This window comes from Shewanella sp. LC6 (assembly GCF_006385735.2).
Lineage (GTDB): Bacteria > Pseudomonadota > Gammaproteobacteria > Enterobacterales > Shewanellaceae > Shewanella > Shewanella xiamenensis.
Genome location: NZ_CP043902.1, coordinates 4172272 through 4192280 on the forward strand (window position 1 = coordinate 4172272; position 20009 = coordinate 4192280).

19 protein-coding genes and 2 pseudogenes are annotated in these 20009 nt (G+C 47.9%); 13 read left to right on the top strand and 8 right to left on the bottom strand.

Annotated elements, in window-relative coordinates; all coding sequences use genetic code 11:
• Positions 1-147: 147 nt before the first annotated feature.
• Together FJD32_RS18715 and FJD32_RS18720 are read right to left on the bottom strand one after the other, a co-directional pair.
• Positions 148-555, bottom strand: coding sequence for a GFA family protein (locus FJD32_RS18715; RefSeq protein ID WP_088586987.1), 408 nt, complete (start codon positions 553-555; stop codon positions 148-150).
• Positions 556-643: 88 nt separating this feature from the next.
• On the bottom strand, positions 644-979 hold the full coding sequence (locus FJD32_RS18720) for a helix-turn-helix domain-containing protein (protein ID WP_088586088.1): 336 nt from the start codon (positions 977-979) through the stop codon (positions 644-646).
• Positions 980-1081: 102 nt separating this feature from the next.
• Between FJD32_RS18720 and FJD32_RS18725 the strand changes: the two genes are divergently transcribed.
• Both FJD32_RS18725 and FJD32_RS18730 read left to right on the top strand, forming a co-directional pair.
• Entirely contained in the window at positions 1082-1864 is a 783-nt protein-coding gene (locus FJD32_RS18725) for an SDR family oxidoreductase (RefSeq protein ID WP_088586089.1), read from the top strand.
• A gap of 70 nt (positions 1865-1934) precedes the next feature.
• Positions 1935-2594: a cupin domain-containing protein gene (locus FJD32_RS18730; protein WP_088586090.1), complete on the top strand. Its 660-nt coding sequence runs from the start codon at positions 1935-1937 to the stop codon at positions 2592-2594.
• A gap of 70 nt (positions 2595-2664) precedes the next feature.
• Here the strand turns inward: FJD32_RS18730 and FJD32_RS18735 are convergent, their stop codons facing one another.
• Together FJD32_RS18735 and FJD32_RS18740 are read right to left on the bottom strand one after the other, a co-directional pair.
• Positions 2665-4260, bottom strand: coding sequence for a GMC family oxidoreductase (locus tag FJD32_RS18735; protein ID WP_055648273.1), 1596 nt, complete (start codon positions 4258-4260; stop codon positions 2665-2667).
• A gap of 46 nt (positions 4261-4306) precedes the next feature.
• Entirely contained in the window at positions 4307-4813 is a 507-nt protein-coding gene (locus FJD32_RS18740; protein WP_047539290.1) for a hypothetical protein, read from the bottom strand.
• Between the two features lie 111 nt (positions 4814-4924).
• On the opposite strand from FJD32_RS18740, the gene FJD32_RS18745 reads away from it, so the two are divergent.
• The 3 genes from FJD32_RS18745 (at position 4925) to FJD32_RS18755 (ending at position 7136) form a co-directional block, all read left to right on the top strand.
• Entirely contained in the window at positions 4925-5908 is a 984-nt protein-coding gene (locus tag FJD32_RS18745) for a hydrolase (RefSeq protein ID WP_088586091.1), read from the top strand.
• 9 nt (positions 5909-5917) lie between these two features.
• Positions 5918-6163, top strand: a complete 246-nt coding sequence (locus FJD32_RS18750; protein ID WP_037429042.1) for a YheU family protein — start codon at positions 5918-5920, stop codon at positions 6161-6163.
• Between the two features lie 85 nt (positions 6164-6248).
• The gene (locus tag FJD32_RS18755; RefSeq protein ID WP_011071167.1) at positions 6249-7136 is read left to right on the top strand and encodes a phosphoribulokinase; all 888 of its coding nucleotides are present in this window, start codon (positions 6249-6251) and stop codon (positions 7134-7136) included.
• Positions 7137-7510: 374 nt separating this feature from the next.
• Here FJD32_RS18755 and FJD32_RS18760 read toward each other — a convergent pair.
• From FJD32_RS18760 to pepB, 3 genes and pseudogenes are all read right to left on the bottom strand, one after another.
• Positions 7511-7723, bottom strand: a pseudogene (locus FJD32_RS18760) (GNAT family N-acetyltransferase); the annotation flags it as partial.
• Between the two features lie 263 nt (positions 7724-7986).
• Positions 7987-8274 (bottom strand): annotated as a pseudogene (locus FJD32_RS18765) (N-acetyltransferase); the annotation flags it as partial.
• Positions 8275-8464: 190 nt separating this feature from the next.
• Complete coding sequence (gene pepB / locus FJD32_RS18770; protein ID WP_088586093.1) at positions 8465-9757, bottom strand: aminopeptidase PepB; 1293 nt, start codon at positions 9755-9757, stop codon at positions 8465-8467.
• A 230-nt stretch (positions 9758-9987) separates the two neighbouring features.
• On the opposite strand from pepB, the gene sfsA reads away from it, so the two are divergent.
• The 8 genes from sfsA (at position 9988) to FJD32_RS18810 (ending at position 16999) form a co-directional block, all read left to right on the top strand.
• Complete coding sequence (sfsA, locus tag FJD32_RS18775; protein ID WP_088586094.1) at positions 9988-10692, top strand: DNA/RNA nuclease SfsA; 705 nt, start codon at positions 9988-9990, stop codon at positions 10690-10692.
• A gap of 163 nt (positions 10693-10855) precedes the next feature.
• Positions 10856-11299, top strand: coding sequence for an RNA polymerase-binding protein DksA (gene dksA / locus FJD32_RS18780; protein ID WP_037414555.1), 444 nt, complete (start codon positions 10856-10858; stop codon positions 11297-11299).
• A 139-nt stretch (positions 11300-11438) separates the two neighbouring features.
• Positions 11439-12335: a tRNA glutamyl-Q(34) synthetase GluQRS gene (gene gluQRS / locus FJD32_RS18785; protein ID WP_088586988.1), complete on the top strand. Its 897-nt coding sequence runs from the start codon at positions 11439-11441 to the stop codon at positions 12333-12335.
• A gap of 282 nt (positions 12336-12617) precedes the next feature.
• A complete protein-coding gene (locus FJD32_RS18790) occupies positions 12618-13919 on the top strand; it encodes a polynucleotide adenylyltransferase PcnB (protein WP_037414638.1) in 1302 nt (433 codons plus the stop codon).
• The gene (folK, locus tag FJD32_RS18795; RefSeq protein WP_088586095.1) at positions 13919-14407 is read left to right on the top strand and encodes a 2-amino-4-hydroxy-6-hydroxymethyldihydropteridine diphosphokinase; all 489 of its coding nucleotides are present in this window, start codon (positions 13919-13921) and stop codon (positions 14405-14407) included. Before FJD32_RS18790 ends, folK begins: the two co-directional genes overlap by 1 nt.
• Positions 14408-14463: 56 nt before the next feature.
• Positions 14464-15258, top strand: coding sequence for a 3-methyl-2-oxobutanoate hydroxymethyltransferase (gene panB / locus FJD32_RS18800; RefSeq protein ID WP_037429053.1), 795 nt, complete (start codon positions 14464-14466; stop codon positions 15256-15258).
• Between the two features lie 77 nt (positions 15259-15335).
• Complete coding sequence (gene panC, locus FJD32_RS18805; protein WP_055648266.1) at positions 15336-16181, top strand: pantoate--beta-alanine ligase; 846 nt, start codon at positions 15336-15338, stop codon at positions 16179-16181.
• Positions 16182-16480: 299 nt separating this feature from the next.
• The gene (locus tag FJD32_RS18810) at positions 16481-16999 is read left to right on the top strand and encodes a hypothetical protein (protein ID WP_055648265.1); all 519 of its coding nucleotides are present in this window, start codon (positions 16481-16483) and stop codon (positions 16997-16999) included.
• Positions 17000-17110: 111 nt separating this feature from the next.
• Here FJD32_RS18810 and FJD32_RS18815 read toward each other — a convergent pair whose 3' ends face one another.
• Complete coding sequence (locus tag FJD32_RS18815; protein WP_205403013.1) at positions 17111-19618, bottom strand: S8 family serine peptidase; 2508 nt, start codon at positions 19616-19618, stop codon at positions 17111-17113.
• Positions 19619-20009 lie beyond the last annotated feature (391 nt).

A 20009-nucleotide genomic window follows, 5' to 3' on the forward strand; every position in this document is an offset into this window, starting at 1 on the left:
AGAATCTTTTTTCTGACTGAATGCGCAGATTTTTGCGCATATCAAGGCGCCCTGTCGTATGTCATAGCGAGCTATGGTTAGACAGAGCAACGCAGAGAGGCCCGAAAAGATGCCTATTCAGCGGCTCTACTTATCCCGAGCTCAGGTTTACTTAGTGCGAGCTTGAGGATAACGCTGGCAGTTATCCTCAATGTTAAGCCAGCTCAGCTGCTGCTCAGTATAAATATGGTAATTAGGCTGCACTGAATTTGGATCATCCAAGCTGGCGATCGTTAGGGTGAGATAATCGGGATACTCAGTGTGCCGAAAGGTCAGTGAGCAGCCACATTGGGCGCAAAATCCGCGTCTTACATATTCTGATGAGGCAAACTCAGTGATGTTGCCCTTAAGCCATGTCACCTGCGACACGTTAAAATCCATCCAAGCACCAAAGGCTGCCCCAATACTCTTTTGGCACATGCGGCAGTGACAATAATCCGCATCGAAGGGCATGCCCTCAATCCGATAACGAATCGCTCCGCATAAACAGCCGCCCTCTTGTAAGATCTTAGACATACCCATTAACCCTCATCAAACAGAGCAAAAACCTAATACATTAAGTTACCTTGATGATCTTGTGTAACTGGCCAGTCAAGACGGCTCATTACGCATCAATTTCTTGCTGCAATTTTTCCAGCTCATCCAAAATATGCAGAAATTTTTGGCCAAACTCCGTCACTTGATATTCGACCCGCGGTGGTAATTCGTTATAAATAATTTTATCTAAGATGCCAAATTCAATGTTCTTTTTTAAACATTGATTCAATACCTTAGTGGAGAGTCCCTCAACCGAACGCACCATTTCTCCAGGCCTTTGGATCCCATTTGCCAACAACTGATAAACCGTTAATGACCATTTACAGCCATAAATCGTCTCGACCATTCGGGCTGAGCGCTCTGGGGGCGATTTGCGTGAAATTATTTTTTCATTGTTATTCATAAAGATGTACCCAAAAGTACCTGCCTAACCAATTTGTACTTACTGTTCATATAGTTATTGAATCCCTAAGATTACCACCTTGATAATACTTAGGAGTAGCAAATGCAATTTAATACCTCAAATCTCGCCATTATTATCGGTGGTAGCAGCGGCATCGGTTTTGAAACCGCAAAACAACTGGCCAAGCAAGGCGTATCAGTGCTTATAGTGGGTAATCAGCAAGAAAAACTCACTGATGCCGTCGCTGCGCTCAAACAGGAAAATACAACCCCTGAGTTACAGGTCGAGGGGTTTCAAGCCAACCTTTACCAAGCTGCGGATCTTAATCGACTCATTACACACATCAACCAACTCGAGCATAAGGTCGGCTATCTCGTCAATGCGGCGGGGTATTTCAATCCCAAATCCTTTATTGACCACACTGAAGCCGATTACGAACTGTATATGGGGTTAAATAAAGCGCTGTTCAGGATTACCCAAGCCGTGACCCACAAGATGATCGATGCGGGCGGTGGTAGTATAGTGAACATAGGGTCGATGTGGGCAAAACAAGCGGTTAAAGCCACGCCTTCGTCGGCGTATTCGATGGCAAAAGCCGGGTTACACGCATTAACCCAACACTTAGCGATGGAACTGGCGGACAAGCATATTCGCGTCAATGCGGTTTCACCTGCGGTGGTCAATACGCCAATCTATAACGCTTTTATTCCAAAGGAAGAGCGAGACCAAGTGCTTGCAAGCTTTGATGCTTTTCATCCAATTGGACGAGTCGGCACTCCTGCCGATGTGGCAAATAGCGTGTGCTTTTTGTTATCCAATGACACCAGCTGGGTAACAGGTGCAATTTGGGATGTTGATGGCGGCGTGATGGCAGGACGCAACTAAATTCGCGAGTTAATGCACTACGAGCGACACATAACTAATCATTAGAAAAGGTTAAATCGGGTCTAACACTATGCTTAATATGAACTTTAGTGAACGTATCGTTATTGATACTGAGCAGCAACCTTGGTTGCCAAGCCCTGCTCAAGGGGTGTGGCGTAAACCACTGGAGCGGGAGGCTAAGGAATCAGGGCACACCACCAGCATAGTGAAATATGACGCGGGCTCGCAGTTTACGACTCATAAGCATCCGCTGGGCGAAGAAATCCTTGTGCTCGAAGGGGTATTTTCCGATGAAAACGGTGATTATCCCGCGGGCAGTTATCTTCGCCATCCCCCCGGGAGCCAACATGCTCCTTTTAGCCAAACAGGTTGCGTGATTTTCGTAAAACTTAACCAATTCGATCCGCGGGATCTCGAACTGATCAGAATGAATACTCAGCAGACACCATGGTTACCGGGTATTGGTGGCTTACAAGTCATGCCGTTACACGAGTTCGAGCACCAACATACCGCATTAGTGAAATGGCCTAAGGGAGAAAAATTTCAACCCCATCGGCATTTTGGTGGCGAAGAAATCTTAGTGTTATCGGGCAAGTTTCAAGATGAGCTAGGTGAATATCCGCGCCACACATGGATACGCAGCCCCCATATGAGCGGCCATTTTCCTTTTGTCGAAGAGGAAACCATTATCTTAGTAAAAACAGGCCATTTACCCATTAGCGCCATGTAACGCTAGCAGACGACTCATTAGGCTTAGACCGCATAAGTGTTAGCGACTGACTTATGCGGCCGAGGAAATATCAGCCTTTACCATCGGTGAGCTTTTGCGCCAATGCGGTGGCATTGCGCGCGGTAATACCATAAATCGATAGCTGCGGATTGGCCCCTAGACTAGTCGGGAAGATAGAACCGTCCATCACCGACAGATTATCCAAATAATGTGACTGCCCATAGCTATTGACCATAGAGAGCTTTTCATCTTCGCCGAATGGACAGCCACCCATCACATGGGCCGAGGCCACCACCGTCTTTAGCGGCGCTAAGTCCATTTGGGCTATGCTCTCTTTCGCCTCCTTCCATGACGACAAATAGGGCATACCATCGCTGATAGGCAGCACTTTTAATGCACCCGCAGAGAATTGCAATTCGGCCATGCTGGCATAGGCTCGCCGCACAGCCCGCCAAAAGGCGTCGGTTAGTGGATAGTCCAAACTAAAGCCCGTTGGGGTTAAATGCACTTGTCCACCTTGGCTGTCGGGATGATAACCGTCGCGAACCAAGGCGATAGTCACCTGCAACTGATTAAACTGCGCCATCAACTCAGCATGGCTTAATCCATAACCTATGGTCTTAGAGGCGATCAAAATCGGATGCACTGGCGGCACTTCGAGCTTGTAACCTAACTCGCCATCTGCGCCATTTTTCCAAACAAACTCATCGGAATAGATAGATTGAGGTGCGCCGCTGTGGGCATTAATCGCATCGGCAAATACGCCGCCAGAAAGCACAGTGGGATGTAAAAAGGTTCGTTTGCCCAATAACTGGTAGGGATCGGGCACCTCAGAGCGCATCATTAATGTCGGCGTGTGGATAGCGCCAGCGCTTAAAATATAATGTTTGGCTTTAAACAGCAGCTCAACCGCAGTCGGCCTTAAATTAACGTCGAGCGCCTGTGCCTTGAGGGCAAAGACTTGGCCATTATGGTGTTCAATTTTAACGACTTTGGCGCGACTAATCAGCTGTGCGCCTTTCTCTAATGCACTCGGAATTGTCGTGACTAGCATCGACTGTTTGGCATTGACTGGGCAGCCCATCCCGCAATAGCCAGTATTCCAGCAGCCCGCCACATTGCGTTTAATGACGGTATAATCCCAACCTAGATTGATACAGCCTTGCTTGAGTGCGCCGTTATTACGGTTAGGTTCATAATTCCATTCGTGGATATTGAGCCGCTGCTCCATCTGCTCGAACCAAGGCGCGAGGGTTTCAGGATCGAGTCCGGCTACCGATTTATGCTGTGCCCAAAAGGCTAAGGCTTCCTTTGGTGTACGAATGGAGGTGGTCCAATTGATGGTCGTCGAGCCGCCCACGGCGCGACCTTGGAAAATACCAATCGCTTTATCGGCGGTTTTCATCGCCGCCGCCTGTTGATACAAATTCGGATACGCGACCCGCTCCTCCATATTAAAATCGCTGGAGGATTTAAGCGGCCCCGCTTCTATCATAATCACACTTAGCCCTGCTTGGGTGAGGATCTCCGCCGCAACGCCGCCACCTGCGCCCGTGCCCACAATCACCACATCGGCTTCAAATTGTTGGTTTTCTTGCAGCTGACTGGCATCGGTATGTAACCAACCGGAATTTAAGCCTGTCACTATGGGATCTATGATTGCCACTTGGAATACTCCATCTTCACATTATTGTTATTATTAGAAATTAGGCCTATTTGAACAACTCAGGCTTGGCGTAGTGGAGTCGGCTCCAATGCTCAGGACAAGCGTAATAACTGGCCATCACTAATTCTCGCAGGCCTAAATAAGCCGTTTGCAATAACGCAAAGTAGCTGTGACGCCAAGTCTCGAGCATTTGGGTCAACTCGGCGGGAGAGCGCATTAACAGTGGCGTCATGCTTGAGGTCAGTAGCAATAATCCAAGGCGATTCTCGAGCATATCGAGTAGTTCAAATAACTCGGACTGCTGTTCATCTGGCAACACAGCGATCGATTGTTTAATGGCATCTAAGGTGCGATTTTGCGCCGCCACCTTATGGGTTGCCACATCAGGCAAAGCCCCATCAAGCATCACAGGCAACAGCACACTGAATAATAAGCGGTAGTCTTTCCCCTCGCCTTCATCGGGTAGACTAAATTCGGGAGAATAAAGATTCACCCCTAGGGCTATCGCCGCTGTACCAGCAAACGCGCCCAGTAAAAAGGTTCGTCTATTCATCAATGTCTCCCCAAGACGCTTAGTGTTAAATTACTGTGCTACAATGACCGCGAACCTAAATTAAACACACGTTTTAATTTTCAGCAATAGTTGATGCCAAGATAAGATCCCATGCCAAACGCTTTTACACCGCCTTGGTGGGCCAAAAGTCCCCATGTACAAACCATTTTGCCCGTATTCACTAAAGTGGCCAAACCTGTGCTTAAGCGACAGCGACTCGAGCTTCCCGATGGCGATTTTATCGATTTAGATTGGCAAGCTAGGCCAGAAATCGGTAAAGCCATTGTGGTTATCATTCATGGATTAGAGGGCAGTGCCCAGTCCCATTATGCCAGACGCATTCTGCAAGCCTGTAAAGAACAAGAGTTAGCGGCCGTGGTTCACCATCATAGAAGCTGCTCAGGTGAAGCCAATCGTCTCGCCCGCAGTTACCACAGTGGCGACACCGACGATTTGCAGTTTAGCCTAAGCCAGCTGCAACAAACCTATCCGCAATCACCTTTATTGGCAGTAGGTTACAGCTTAGGCGGCAATGTATTAACCAAATATCAAGGAGAATATCAAGAGCACAGCCTGTTGAGTCGCGCTGTAGTCGTGTCGGCGCCGCTGCAATTATCGGCATGTGCAAAACGCTTAGAGAGTGGTTTTTCAAAGGTGTATCAAAGCCATTTAATCAAGCAGTTACAATATAAGATCAATCAAAAGCTTAATGATCCAGAGCTTGCTGGCACTATGACCTTGACCCCAATCCAAGTTGCTAATCTCAATACTTTTTATGACTTTGACGATAAAGTCACCGCCCCGCTCCATGGATTTTTAGGTGTAGAAGATTACTATACCCGCGCCAGCGGCTTACCCTTTGTTAGCCGAATCACTAAGCCTACGCTAATTATGCATGCCAAGGACGATCCCTTTATGACGGATGAGGTCATCCCGCATCCCAGCCAGCTTTCCGAACATGTGGAATATGAGTTACATGCCCATGGCGGCCATGTTGGTTTTATCGAAGGCGGCACACCATGGAAGCCACGCTATTATTTAGAGCGACGCATTTTAGACTTTTTACTCGCCAATGATGCGTCATCGGCACCTTAAGGAACCCGAATGCTTATCCCCTATGATGCCTTACTCCAACTTCCCAAAGAGACCTTAGTCAATTTGATCCGCGAATATTTGTTAGGCCAAGTGGAAGATGGAAGTTTTACTAGCCTAGATGAGCAAGAACTATCAGGCGCAATAGTGCAATGCCAACAAGCACTTAAACAAGGTAAACTTGTCTTAGAATACAGTGAAGAGGATGAGTCCTTTGCCATTCGTCACGCTGACCAAGTGGCCAAACGGCAAGATTGACCATTAGTATCCCTGTGCCGTATAAATAGCTTATACGGTTTATCGCTCCCACTGAGCGGCTCTTTATGGTGCCTAGGTAGAAAACATGTCAGCAAAACATCCAATTATTGCAGTTACAGGCTCATCTGGGGCAGGAACCACCACAACCACCACCGCCTTTAGTCATATTTTTCGCCAACTTGGAATCAATGCCGCCTTTGTAGAAGGGGATAGTTTTCATCACTATACCCGTGCAGAGATGGAAGTGATGATCCGTAAATCCCAAGCCGAGAATCGTAACCTGAGCTATTTTGGCCCCGAGGCCAATAACTTTGCCCGCCTAGAACAATGCTTTCGCGATTATGGCGCCACTGGCCAAGGTGAAACCCGCAGCTACTTACACACCTTTGACGAAGCTGTGCCATTTAACCAAATGCCTGGCACCTTCACCCAATGGCGTCCACTGCCTGAAAACACCGATATGTTGTATTACGAAGGCTTACATGGTGGCGTAGTCACGGGCGATGCCAATGTGGCCCAGCATGTGGATTTGCTGATCGGCATGGTGCCTATCGTCAACTTAGAGTGGATCCAAAAGATCATTCGCGATACATCGGAGCGTGGCCATAGCCGCGAAAAAGTCATGGGCTCGATTGTCCGCAGTATGGACGATTATATTAAGCATATGACGCCGCAATTTTCGCGCACCCATATCAACTTCCAACGGGTGCCGACGGTAGATACCTCTAACCCCTTTAGCGCCAAAGATATTCCAAGCCTAGATGAAAGCTTTGTGGTGATCCGTTTTCGCGGCATCAACAACGTCGACTTCCCCTATTATTTGAGCATGATCCAAGGCTCCTTTATGTCACGGGTTAACACCTTGGTGGTGCCGGGTGGTAAAATGTCCCTCGCAATGGAGTTGATCCTTACACCACTGATTAAAGATTTGATGGAAAAACGCCAACAGCTTAATAGTCCGCAGGCGAACTAAGACAGAGTTAAGATGTGCCTTAATCAAATAAAGCCTTTTTGAGCAATAGATTAAGCTTGATTTAAGCCATTGAAGTTAATCTTATTGGCATCGGGATTTCAGGCGAAAGAACGATAGTTGGCATACTCTTGGGAGTTAATTCCCCCATCTTGATCTGTTGATTCCCTTGGGTATGCCAGCAACCTCATCTTGCTGTTAATTCCACATCTATGCTTGCTCTGTTGATTCCCTTAGGTATGTTAGCATAGCTGAACCAAATAGGTTCTAGGTTCTAGGTTCTAGGTTCTAGGTTCTAGGTTCTAGGTTCTAGGTTCTAGGTTCTAGGTTCTAGGTTCTAGGTTCTAGGTTCTAGCAGAAGCTTTTTTTTCTGCGCCCTAGCAAGCTAAATTTTTATACATCACCATACATTCCAAGGCGATACCGCGGGGTGAGCAATAAATCGACTCTTCCTCTAGACTTTCACCACCGAAACCGCAGTGGCGATAAAATTCGACCGCATTTAAGGTCGACTCTAATCGCAACTGGGCGAGGCCTAAATTAAAGGCTTTTGTTTCAATAAATTGCAATAACGACTTGCCAACACCTAATACCAATCACATTAAATATCTAATCAGTTCAGAGCCTCACAGGCATCTCAATCCAAGGCGCATTGACGCAGAAATGGTTATTCCCTTTTAAGTCAATGTAACACGGGAGTGAGATGCCTGTGAGGCTCCCGCAGGGCGGGGTTGAACGTGCTTTATACTGCGTTTAAGGCTTTCGACAGAGCGCCACTATGCCTTCAAGCCTTCGCCTTGTCTAAAGCCCGTTTAACTCCCGCTGAATGAACAGATATTTAATACGATTGGTATAAGCCCATCACCTCGGGGGAGACAAACAGTGCCTCGACCTGAGCATAGGGTTCATCCAGCATGATGGTGCCCACAACCGTCGATTCTTGGGTTGTTTCATTGAGGATTTCAGCCACATAAAAATGCGCCCCCACCATACGGCGAAATGATTCAGTCAATTCGCCCTGGGTCCAAATCTCTAAGTCATCTTGAGCATAAAATCCGGCGCAGCCTTTATTAATGGCTGCATTGCGGATATCCCAGCAGGCCTTTGCATCCAATTGCGTCGCTTTACGTATCCTTAGCATCATTTTCCCCAAGCAATCATCTTTGCCAGAATCATGAAATAAAATATTGAATTACAAATAAAACTTAAGAAGCAAGTACATCCAATTCCTAAAGTATGCAATAAAAAACCGCCCGAAGGCGGTTTTAATACAATAAGAAGCTTTACTTGCAAGCTTAGCCGCAAAAGCAAACTCAGTCGCGAAAGCAAACTTAGCCTTTAATCAGCTCGCTGATGGTCAGCACGCCGTGGGTGGTCGCGCCAGCGCCCCATAGTGCAGAAGCAGAATCTTCGAAGGCGGCCGCTAAATCCACGTGTAACCACTTGGCTTCTGGCGAAACAAAACGCCACAGGAAGCCGGCCGCATTCGAGGCACCGCCCGCACCACCACCTTTCACTGGGCGGCTGTTTGCCGTGTCAGCATAAGCCGATGGACACATGTCTTTATGCCAAGGATCCAGTGGCAATGGCCATACACGCTCAGCTACTGTCGAAGCTTTTTGTTGCGCCAGTCGTAACACTTCTGTCTGTGGCGAGAAAATCGCGTTGTAGTTAGAGCCCACCGCCATCACAGCTGCGCCAGTTAAGGTTGCCGCATCGATAATAAAAGGAGCACCCGTCGCAGAAGCCGCTTGCAGACCATCGGCCAGCACTAAGCGCCCTTCGGCATCGGTGTTAACTACTTCAACTGTCACGCCATTTTTGTAGGTGAGGATATCGCCCAGTTTGTAGGCACGGCCGCTGATCAGGTTTTCAGCACAGCACAGGAATAATTTAACGCGTTTGTTCAGGCCCGATTTAATCGCTAAACCTAAAGCGGCAGTAACAGTGGCGGCGCCGCCCATATCACATTTCATGCCCAGCATGCCTTCAGAAGCTTTAATGCTGTAACCGCCGGAGTCGAAGGTAATCCCTTTACCGACCAAGGCAACAGATACTGGGGCATCGGCTGACAGCGGGTTAAAGTCTAGCTCTAACATTGCAGGTGGGCGCTCACTGCCGCGACCTACAGCATGAATACCAATCCACTGCTCTGCTAATAATGCTTCACCTTCAATAATACGGTAGCTGACCTTGGCACCACCGAGTTCGGCTAACCATTTGGCCGCTTGCTGCGCCAGTTTCACCGGAGACAGATTTTCAGGGGTATCGTTGATCAGTTGACGGGCAAATGTCGCCACTTCTAATCGACGTTGTAATTCGGCTTGTACTTCGGCATCACCACACCATTGGATTTTGTAACCCGGTTTAGCGGTGGCAAACCCTTGGGCGAAGACCCATTGGCTATTTAGATCCCAAAGAGAACCCACCAATGCAACGGTATTAATCCCTTGATTACGTAATTTACGCGCCGCCATTTGAATTTGGCGTAACTCATCGCCGCCACCTAAGTGGACTAATGCGCCTTCGCCATTGAAGGTCACATCGGCTTTGCCCCAATGGGCTGCGGGGGCATCTTTGGTTAACTCAACTCTCATCACTTCAGTCACTTTAAGTTCACTCATGAGGGGTCCTTATTTTAATTTGTTCTTGCTCTTATACCCATACAAGTTGAGGTGAGACGTCCTGCATCCTCAGGCTTTTGGGGTACACACAATACAACGGGGTTGGCGGCAGTTTACTGCCAGTGGCCTAGGACTGAAAGCCATCGGCCTAAGTTACCGAGGTAAAATCTGTAAACATTTGCGAAATTTGTTAGTCTTTGGCGCCAGAATCAACTAGCTACAGGGATCACATGCACTTTACTCCAGCACTGAAATCGGGAAAGCTACTTAAGCGCTACAAACGCTTTCTCGCCGATATTCAACTCGAAGACGGCAGTGAAATCACCCTGCATTGCCCCAATACCGGTTCAATGCGTAACTGCCTGTTCCCCGGTGAAACTGTGTGGTTTTCCACCTCAAGCAACCCTAAGCGCAAATATGCCAACACATGGGAGTTAATGACTACACCAACGGGTGGCCTTATTGGTATTCATTCGGGCAATGCCAACGCCCTAGTAGAGGAAGCTCTTAATAAAGGTATTATTACTGAACTTAAAGGTTACGACAGCTTAAGTCGCGAAGTGAAGTACGGAGATGAAAATAGCCGTATCGATATCTTGCTGGAAGCGGCTCAAAAACCCGCCTGCTATATAGAAGTCAAAAGTTGTACTTTGCTTGAAGATGGACAAGGTTATTTCCCCGATGCAGTGAGTCTTCGCGGCCAAAAACATCTACGGGAATTAATGCACATGGCCAGCCTTGGGCACAGAGCCGTATTGCTATTTGTGGTGCAACATACTGACATTATGAGTGTGGCACCAGCGGCACACATTGACCCTGAGTATTCTAACCTATTGAAAAAAGCTATTTTATCAGGTGTAGAAGTGCTAGCGTATCGCTGCGAAATATCCCCCGATGAGATACATCTGGCCCAATCATGCCCAGTCCGAGTATGATGTTAAGATTGAGTAAAATACTTTTTCATTTCAATTAGCGAAGGCAGTCAAAAAATTCTGTCAAGGTGAAACGAAAAATTTGCCTCGTTGTAAAGATTCTGATATAGATAGCGGCCGTTCTTAAGGACGCCCTACAAACGCAAATGATGACAGGAGATGCGTTATGCCTGAAGGCACCAAAAAACTTGGCGTACTCGCTATCGCAGGTGTAAGTCCCTACCAGGAAAAACCCGGTGAGGAGTATATGAACGCTAAGCAACTGGGTCACTTCAAGATCATTCTTGAAGCTTGGCGCAATCAGTTGCGTGAGGAGGTCGACCGTACTCTGAGTCATATGCAGGATGAAGCAGCAAACTTTCCCGATCCTGTAGACCGTGCAGCGCAGGAAGAAGAGTTCAGTCTCGAATTACGTGCGCGTGACAGAGAACGTAAACTGATCAAGAAGATCGAAAAAACTCTCCAGAAAATCGAAGAAGACGATTTTGGCTTCTGCGATTCTTGCGGTATCGAAATCGGCATTCGCCGTCTCGAAGCGCGTCCAACAGCCGATCAGTGTATCGACTGTAAAACGCTTGCAGAGATCAAAGAGAAGCAAATGGCGGGTTAATCGGCCATCCTAGGCGGGGAGTTCCCCGCCTACTTGTTTGTGCATCTTGCATAAACATCCTCTCGTTTCACTTCGCTTTTTTGTTAGTATCCCCCTAAAATACAGCCACTTTGACTGGTTATTCCTGCAAATTCCTATGATGGCGACTCACTCTTGCAACACTTCCGCTTTACATCCTTATGTTGGCCGTTTTGCGCCTTCGCCCTCAGGAGCATTGCATTTTGGCTCGCTAATCGCCGCCCTTGGCAGTTATCTGCGGGCGCGCTCAGAGGGAGGAAAGTGGTTAATACGCGTTGAGGATATTGATCCACCTAGGGAAGTTGCAGGCGCCGCCGATGATATTTTACGCACCTTAGAGGCTTATGGTTTCGAATGGGATCATACAGTGCTGTACCAGAGTGCGCGCACCGAGGCCTATCAGGCCAAACTCGATGAGTTACTCGCTGAGGATAACGCCTACTTCTGCCAATGCAGCCGCAAACAAATTCAAGCCATAGGTGGGATTTACGATGGCCGCTGCCATCGGCTAGCCACGCCACATCACAGTGGTGCGGTTCGGCTAGTTAATCGCGCTCAAGTGGCCGAGTTTACCGATAACCTGATGGGAAAAGTGATTGTAGATCGGGCCTTTGCTGCTGAAGATTTTATTATCAAACGTAGTGATGGACTTTATGCCTATCAACTCGCCGTAGTGCTGGATGACGCCTACCAAGGCATTACCGAGGTGGTGCGGGGCTACGATTTAATCGAAGCCAGTTGTCGCCAATTAAGCCTGTATCAAACCTTTGGCCTAAGCGCGCCGCAGTGGCTGCACTTACCCCTCGCCTGTTTGATGCCAGGATTTAAGCTGTCAAAACAAAACCATGCGCAGGCTATCGATAAACAGCATCCGCAGGCGAGCCTTAATGCCGCCCTCACCTTTTTAGGCCAAGCGCCAGTGGAGCCGACAACGGCGCCGCAAATGCTGGCCCAAGCGGTGGCGCAGTTTCAACTGTCGGCCATTCCTAAGCAGCGGGAAATCTTGATAGCACCTTAATCCCCGTGGGGCGAGTTGCGCCCCAAAAGCATCGTTTTAGCTGTGCTAAGTCGTGGCATAGCTCAAAAATCGCGATATACCCATCGGTGCGCAATTGGTATATCATAGCCGCCAGATTTTTAATCACATAACAGATACATTCCGAGGTGTCCCATTTTTCGCCGTATTAGCCAATTCTGCAAGCAGCTATTTGAAGACGCGCCTAAAACGACCGCTCCAACTCCAGCTCAGATTGAACCCCAAACGCCCGAACTCACATCTGGCGGCTTAAGCTTGGCGATCGTGCCTCGGGATGCGCACACCATTTCCCGAAAGCAAATCAGTGAAAATGCGCTTAAGGTACTATATCGACTGAATAAAGCTGGTTTCCAAGCCTATTTAGTCGGTGGGGGTGTACGGGATTTGCTCCTTGGGCTTGAACCGAAAGATTTTGACGTAGTTACCAATGCAACGCCGGAAGAAATCAAAAAACTGTTCCGCAATTGCCGTGTTGTTGGTCGTCGATTCCGCCTCGCCCATATTGTATTTGGCCGCGATGTCATTGAAGTGGCAACTTTCCGTGGCCACCACGGTGAAAGCAACGAAAAAATATCTAAAGCTAATGCCGAAGGACGTTTACTTAGGGATAACGTATATGGAGAAATCGATGAAGACGCCGAGCGCCGCGATTTTACCGTCAACGCCCTTTACTACGATATTAGCGACTACTCTATCCGCAGCTATGGCGGTGGCATGGAAGATCTTAAAGCCGGCACCTTAAGGCTGATTGGCGATCCCGAAACCCGTTACCGCGAAGATCCAGTGCGTATGCTCAGAGCCGTGCGTTTTGCCACTAAGCTCAGCATGACAATTGATGAAGTAACTGCTAAACCAATCAAACAGTTAGCACCACTGCTCAAAGATATTCCTGCCGCCCGCATGTATGAAGAAGTGCTCAAACTCTTCTTCGCCGGCAAAGCCATGGCAAACTTTGAGATGATGCAGGAATATAAACTGTTTGCGCCCCTATTTCCTCAGGTTGACGCCCTATTAAAAGAAGCGCCTAAAGGTCCGGCAATGAAGATGGTGCAAGCCATCATGAAGAGTACGGATGATCGCGTTAATGAAGATAAGCCCGTCACGCCATCGTTTTTCTATGCGGCGATTCTCTGGTATCCACTGCGCCAACGCGCCGAAGATATTGCCGTTGAAAGTGGCCTTACTTTATACGATGCCTTTTTCGCCGCAATGGGCGATGTGATGGAACAACAATGCCAAACCATTAGCATTCCGCGCCGCTTTAGCACACCAGCCAAGGATATCTGGCAACTACAACTTCGCTTTGAGCGCAGCCAAGGCACGCGCGCCTTTAAACTGTTAGAGCATCCGAAGTTTAGAGCGGCATACGACTTACTGTTACTGCGTGGCGAAGTCGAAGGGGGCAATCTGGCCAAGAGTGCAGCCTGGTGGCAACAGTTTGTTGAAGCGGATGAAACCGAGCGTTTGGCGATTGCCCGCAGCGGTAATAAAGCCTCGAGCAGCCGTAATCGCAATTCACCTCAGCGTCGCCGTCGCCGCCCAAGTGCAGCCAAAGCCGAAGAATAATGACTCAAGTCTTTGTCGCCCTTGGAGCGAATCTTGAAGATCCCCAAGCACAGCTGGACAATGCCGTAGCGGCCTTGTCCACCTTGGCTGAAAATCAAAGTCTTAGGGTATCTCCCTATTACCGTTCAACGCCAATGGGTGAGGTTGTGCAACCTGACTATATCAATGCTGTCGCAGGCTTTGAAACTCAGCTGGCCCCGCTGGCCTTATTAGATGCACTGCAACACATTGAAAATACCCAAGGCCGTGTACGCCAAGAGCGTTGGGGGCCCAGAACATTAGATCTAGACTTACTCTTGTATGGCGACGCCATTATCGATGAGCCCAGACTCAAAGTGCCGCACTACGGCATGAAAGAACGTAGCTTTGTGCTAGTTCCTTTAGCTGCCATTGCGCCCGATCTCGTGTTGCCCTGTAAAACGCCGCTACACAGCCTTATCAGTGAAAAATTCTTGGCCGAGTTACAACTACTGGGCAATGATCATTGAAGTCAGCCCCCAGTTAGCTTATAACACCACTTCCATTTGGTTTGAAGATCACCCATATGTCTAAAGTTACTAGCTCAACCCTGTTGAAATACAAACAGGAAGGTAGAAAATTCACCGCTCTGACAGCCTATGATGCCAGCTTTGCCAGCGCGTTCGACGGCGAAGGCATCGATGTGCTACTGGTCGGCGATTCTTTGGGAATGGTTCTGCAAGGCCACGATGATACGCTGCCCGTCACGACAGCCGAAATCGCCTATCACACTCGTTGTGTGCGTCGCGGTATCGAGCGATCACTGCTGATCGCAGACATGCCGTTTATGAGTTACGCCACGCCAGAACAAGCCATGGAAAACGCCACCGCACTCATGCAGGCGGGTGCCAATATGGTCAAGCTGGAAGGCGGTCACTGGTTACTCGAAACGGTTACTAAACTGACCGAGCGCGGTATTCCTGTCTGCGCCCACTTGGGCCTCACCCCGCAATCGGTACACGTTTTTGGCGGTTTTAAAGTGCAGGGCCGCGATGCTGAAAATGCCCAGCGCATTCTCGATGAAGCCAAAGCCTTAGAGGCGGCAGGCGCGCAGCTGTTAGTGGTTGAATGTATTCCAGCATCGCTTGCTACCGCCATTACTCAAGCATTAACTATCCCTGTAATTGGCATTGGCGCGGGCGCCAGCACCGATGGTCAGATTCTGGTGATGCACGACGTGCTCGGTATTTCGAGTGGTTATATTCCACGTTTTTCAAAGAACTACCTCAAGCAAACGGGCGAAATCCGCTCGGCGGTTCGCGCTTATATTGAAGAAGTGGCCAATGGCACCTTCCCGAGTGCAGATCACACGTTCAACTAAGCGTGCTAGCACTCATTAAGCTAAATAGTGCTAAGCACACAGACTACTCATTTTAGGTTTTAGCAAGGTAAGAGTTAATGATCACTAGCGCCCATATCGATGATATTCGTACTCAAGTGCGAGCATGGCGTGCCAAGGGCGAGACTGTCGCCTTTGTGCCGACCATGGGCAATCTCCATCAGGGACACATCACCTTAGTGAAAGAAGCGGCGAAGAAGTGCGATCATGTAGTCGTGTCTATCTTCGTCAATCCCATGCAGTTTGGGCAAAATGAAGATCTCGATGCCTACCCGCGCACCTTAGAGGCCGATAGCCAAGCCTTAACCGCGGCGGGCGCCGAGCTGTTGTTTACCCCAACACCGGCGATTATTTATCCCAAAGGGTTAGCGCAGCAAACCTATGTTGAAGTCCCAGGGATCTCCGATGTGCTCTGCGGTGCCAGTCGTCCCGGCCACTTCCGTGGCGTCGCGACCATCGTTTGTAAACTGTTCAACATAGTGCAGCCCGATGTCGCGTTTTTTGGCAACAAGGATTATCAACAACTGTTAGTGATCCGCACTATGGTTGAGGATTTGTCGCTGCCGATTGAAATAATTGGCATTGATACCATTCGTGAAGCCTCGGGTTTAGCCATGAGTTCACGCAATGGCTACCTGACGGCGGAAGAAAAAGCCGCAGCGCCCGCGCTGAAAAAAGCGATTGATGCCATGGCACAAGGGATCAAGCAAGGCGTGAGTATCAAACAAGTCACCGCAGAAGCCAAAGCGAGCCTTATCGCCGCAGGCTTTACACCGGATTATTTAGAAGTTCGCCATGCCACCACGCTGGCCCATGCGGAAGCTACGGACCAAGCCCTGGTGATTTTGGCGGCCGCTTACTTAGGTAAAGCGCGTCTTATTGATAATCTGCGCTTTGATCGCTAAACATCTATTTAAGATTTGAGAAAAGGAGCTTAGGCTCCTTTTTTATTACCTCAGAACGCTGGTATTGCTGGCGTTCCAGTGAAGCGTCAAATAAATTCCAGTGTCAAAAAACTGGTTTTATTCTTTCACTTACGCCATAGTACTCACCAATGTTAACGTTAAGTAACATATGTTTATACTACATGGATTTATAACTGCTAAAGTTTAAAGGGAGATAAGTGAGACAACTCCATTTAACTCTAGCTTAATACCCATTGTGATAATTTCATTCATTGCGTATACAAAGGATTTGTCGTCGAATGGCAAGACTCATAGTGACTCTTATTTGTATGCTTTTGCCTCTCACGGCGCTCGCAAATACCGTCTATAAATGTCGCAAAGGCGATAAAGTCATCTTTAGCCAAATCGCCTGTCCGCAGGAATACAGTCAGCATAAAATTGAATATCAGTTGGGTATTAGCAACGAAATTGATTCGGATAAACGTGAAACCAAAGTAGACCCATTGCAAGCTTTGTTAAATAATCACTCCTTACCCCCAAAGAAACTGCTGCAATTACTCGACGGTGAAATCTATAGCCTAAAACAAGAGAATAGCTATTTTGAAATCCTAAGGGCCAGTGAATTACAGAAACTAGAACGGCAGCGATATTGGCAAAATAAAGACAAAAGTGATCCCGATTATTTAAAGCAACTGAGTAAGATTAATGATCATTTTGATAAACTCACCACAATCAATAGCCAACTTATACAGCAATTATCGGATAGAAAAACCCAAATAAATGCCGATGTAGAACACGAAGAACCCCAAAAAAAATGACACGCATTAGTTGAGCATTAAACGTAAATGGTAACTACCGACTAAACAGCTAGTTTAGGGGTTGAAAGCAAAAAGGCGACCTTTCGGTCGCCTTCATTTTTAAGGACTACATTAGAATTGTGCTACTACTGGTGCAGAACATAAGGTTCCAGTGGTTTCACATACTTGATAAGTCACACTTGATGCAGATGTAGTGAAGCGAGCACGATAGTTGCCATCGTTCTCTGTTGTCACCACTAACTGACCGTCACGGTATAGAGCAACACTTTCGCCTAATGCACTATCCCATTCAATATCTACCATAGCGCTACCACGGCGTGATACCAATGCGCGAGTGACGGATGCGTTGATACTATGCTCATAAACTTGAACTTCCATGGTCACAGTATTGCTGTGTTCCATTGAGTCAGTCACAGTGAGGGCCACAGTGTAAGTACCTGCCGCAGCAAATACATGGCTAGGGTTCATTTCAGTTGAAGTTGAACCATCACCAAAATCCCAGCTGTAGCTCACGATATCATCGTTCGCATCGGTACTAGTGTTAGTAAAGGCGACACTTAAACCTTCAACTGCATACTCGAAGCCCGCCACTGGTGCCGCTGGAGATGCTTCGCCTAAGCCGCTGATCACTAAGCCCCAGTTATTAAGAGTACCAGTGTCAGCCGCTGCATTGTCATCTACTGATAATGACCAAGTACCCCGTGCGTTTTCACCATCAAACGCGCTTAAGTCCCAGCTCTTAACAATGTTGTCAGCGCTGCCGCCATCACGGTTATGTAGAACCACTTCAGTACCTGCTGGAGAAGTTAACACAACGCGTAAGTCACCAATCCAAGTGTGGCTGATATTGACATCGGCGGTCACGCCAAAAATCTGCACATCATCAGTAACTTCAATCGTGCTCACAATACCACTAGCATTGTTATCAGGCATAGCAACAGCATTCTCATTGCCATAGGTAAAGTCATTTAATCCTTGAGGGAACACATTCAGTGAAACGACTTTAGCCTTTTCAATAGTGCCATCGGTACCTGTTACTGTAATGCTGTAATCACCCCAAGCTGTTTGCGCCGTTGTCGCAACATCTAAGGTAAATGAACCACCAGCTGAAACAGTTGAGGCTGATAAGGACACACCTTCTAGCGCTGGAGAAACCGAGACAGAAAGAGCTACATCGCCTTCCCATCCTGCAACGCTACCAACACTAAAGTTATAGCTTGCAGTGCTACCCGCTTCGACAGATTGTGATACTGGCGATACGGTAAACTTGTAGCTAGGAGATGGGTTAGCCTGCTCGAGTGCGTTAGCCACATTGAGGCGAGTACCAGCCACGGTTTTACCCGTTAAATCTGCATTAGCATCACCTGATGCCATCAGTAAGGATTTCATTTCTACTGGTGAGAGATCTGGATTTAATGACCACACCAGAGCCGCGGCGCCGGTGACATGTGGAGTAGCCATAGAGGTACCAGAATACGTCGCGTAACCACCACCTGGAACAGTAGAGAGAATCGCGGAGCCTGGTGCTCCCATATCGACGCTAGTTAAACCCCATTGTGAGAAGTCTGACATACGGTCATTACGATCCGTACTTGCAATCGAGAGGACAACGTCAGAATCGTAGCTTGAGGGATAATGTGGGCTCGCATCGTTATCGACCGCGTCATTACCCGCTGCTGCAACGAATAAAATGCCTGCTTCACCACCCGCTTCAATCGCATCTTTTAAGGCTTGGCTAAAGCTACCGCCGCCCCAAGAGTTGTTGGTGGCTTTGATATCCACGCCATGGTTAACCTTCAGATCCGTAAAGTAATCTAAACATGCAATAGCGCCAGCTGTAGAACCATAACCATCGGCATCAAGGAACTGACAGGCGGCAATTTTAACGTCCCAGTTCACCCCAACGACACCCACACCATTGTTGCCTTTAGCACCAATAGTGCCAGATACGTGAGTACCGTGACCATTACCATCCATTGGGTTACCGTTATCATTTACCGCACTGTAACCGTGAATATCATCGATCACGCCGTTACCATCGTCATCGATACCATTACCTGGAATTTCGCCAGCGTTAACCCACATGTTGGCTTGCAAATCTGGGTGATTGTAATCAACCCCAGTATCGATAACCCCAATCACCACATCCGAGCTACCCGTGGTTATTTCCCAAGCCTCTGGCGCGTCGATATCTGCATCGGCACTACCGCCATTTTGGCCAGTGTTGTTCATGCCCCACAGGCTAGCAAAGCTTGGATCATCGGGCGTACCTATCGCCTTAAGAATGTAGTTGGGTTCTGCATATTTTACCGCTGGATGACGACTAATCACCTTAATCGCATCTTCAATATTAGCGCCTTTACGCAGGGCTAAACGGGTAAGTTTACCATTGAGTAAATGCTGGAATTTATCGTCTACGCCATCAGCATTTGCATCGGTTAAGGTGCCGCGAACTAAACGCTGTGCTGCTGCACGTTCGGCTTTAGTCACATTATCTTTGTACACCACAAGGATGGCGTCTTTTTCATAGACTGGTGCATCTTTTGCCATTGCAGGCACCGCTGACAACGTCATCGCCCCTGCAATTGCTAACGCCAATGGTGAGAGTTTTATTGACATACTTAAGCTTCCTATAGTCCTTTACGTTGAAATTCTGGAACGGCAATTACGCAGCCACCATTCAAAGTGAGATGGATAAAAACGACGAATTTCCAGCATGTTTGCCTGCAAATTGTTGCCATAATGTTTCAATTTAAAAAAGACGCTGCACGCTAAATACAACTTAACTACTAGACCAACTCGGTGAGGTAAATACCGCCTAAACGCAGGGTTTTATCGACAAAAAACAAGATATTCATGGAATTAACAAAAGTTAATCTGGTTAGCATTTAAATTACACCTCAAAAATAAATACCCTTTTGGCCAATTGTCTCTAAGCACTATGGCTCGTACCTTGATGCCTGAGTTGGAAAGAGTCTGTGCTCTGACCAAAACACCAATACATGCAAGG

Bases quoted from the DNA above. Each gene is read 5' to 3' on its own strand.
- FJD32_RS18750 (WP_037429042.1), top strand. From the start codon at position 5,918: ATGCTTATCCCCTATGATGCCTTACTCCAACTTCCCAAAGAGACCTTA.
- panB (WP_037429053.1), top strand. From the start codon at position 14,464: ATGTCTAAAGTTACTAGCTCAACCCTGTTGAAATACAAACAGGAAGGT.
- dksA (WP_037414555.1), top strand. From the start codon at position 10,856: ATGCCTGAAGGCACCAAAAAACTTGGCGTACTCGCTATCGCAGGTGTA.
- FJD32_RS18810 (WP_055648265.1), top strand. From the start codon at position 16,481: ATGGCAAGACTCATAGTGACTCTTATTTGTATGCTTTTGCCTCTCACG.
- folK (WP_088586095.1), top strand. From the start codon at position 13,919: ATGACTCAAGTCTTTGTCGCCCTTGGAGCGAATCTTGAAGATCCCCAA.
- FJD32_RS18720 (WP_088586088.1), bottom strand. From the start codon at position 979: ATGAATAACAATGAAAAAATAATTTCACGCAAATCGCCCCCAGAGCGC.
- FJD32_RS18725 (WP_088586089.1), top strand. From the start codon at position 1,082: ATGCAATTTAATACCTCAAATCTCGCCATTATTATCGGTGGTAGCAGC.
- panC (WP_055648266.1), top strand. From the start codon at position 15,336: ATGATCACTAGCGCCCATATCGATGATATTCGTACTCAAGTGCGAGCA.
- sfsA (WP_088586094.1), top strand. From the start codon at position 9,988: ATGCACTTTACTCCAGCACTGAAATCGGGAAAGCTACTTAAGCGCTAC.
- FJD32_RS18740 (WP_047539290.1), bottom strand. From the start codon at position 4,813: ATGAATAGACGAACCTTTTTACTGGGCGCGTTTGCTGGTACAGCGGCG.
- gluQRS (WP_088586988.1), top strand. From the start codon at position 11,439: ATGGCGACTCACTCTTGCAACACTTCCGCTTTACATCCTTATGTTGGC.
- FJD32_RS18745 (WP_088586091.1), top strand. From the start codon at position 4,925: ATGCCAAACGCTTTTACACCGCCTTGGTGGGCCAAAAGTCCCCATGTA.
- pepB (WP_088586093.1), bottom strand. From the start codon at position 9,757: ATGAGTGAACTTAAAGTGACTGAAGTGATGAGAGTTGAGTTAACCAAA.
- FJD32_RS18755 (WP_011071167.1), top strand. From the start codon at position 6,249: ATGTCAGCAAAACATCCAATTATTGCAGTTACAGGCTCATCTGGGGCA.
- FJD32_RS18815 (WP_205403013.1), bottom strand. From the start codon at position 19,618: ATGTCAATAAAACTCTCACCATTGGCGTTAGCAATTGCAGGGGCGATG.
- FJD32_RS18730 (WP_088586090.1), top strand. From the start codon at position 1,935: ATGCTTAATATGAACTTTAGTGAACGTATCGTTATTGATACTGAGCAG.
- FJD32_RS18715 (WP_088586987.1), bottom strand. From the start codon at position 555: ATGTCTAAGATCTTACAAGAGGGCGGCTGTTTATGCGGAGCGATTCGT.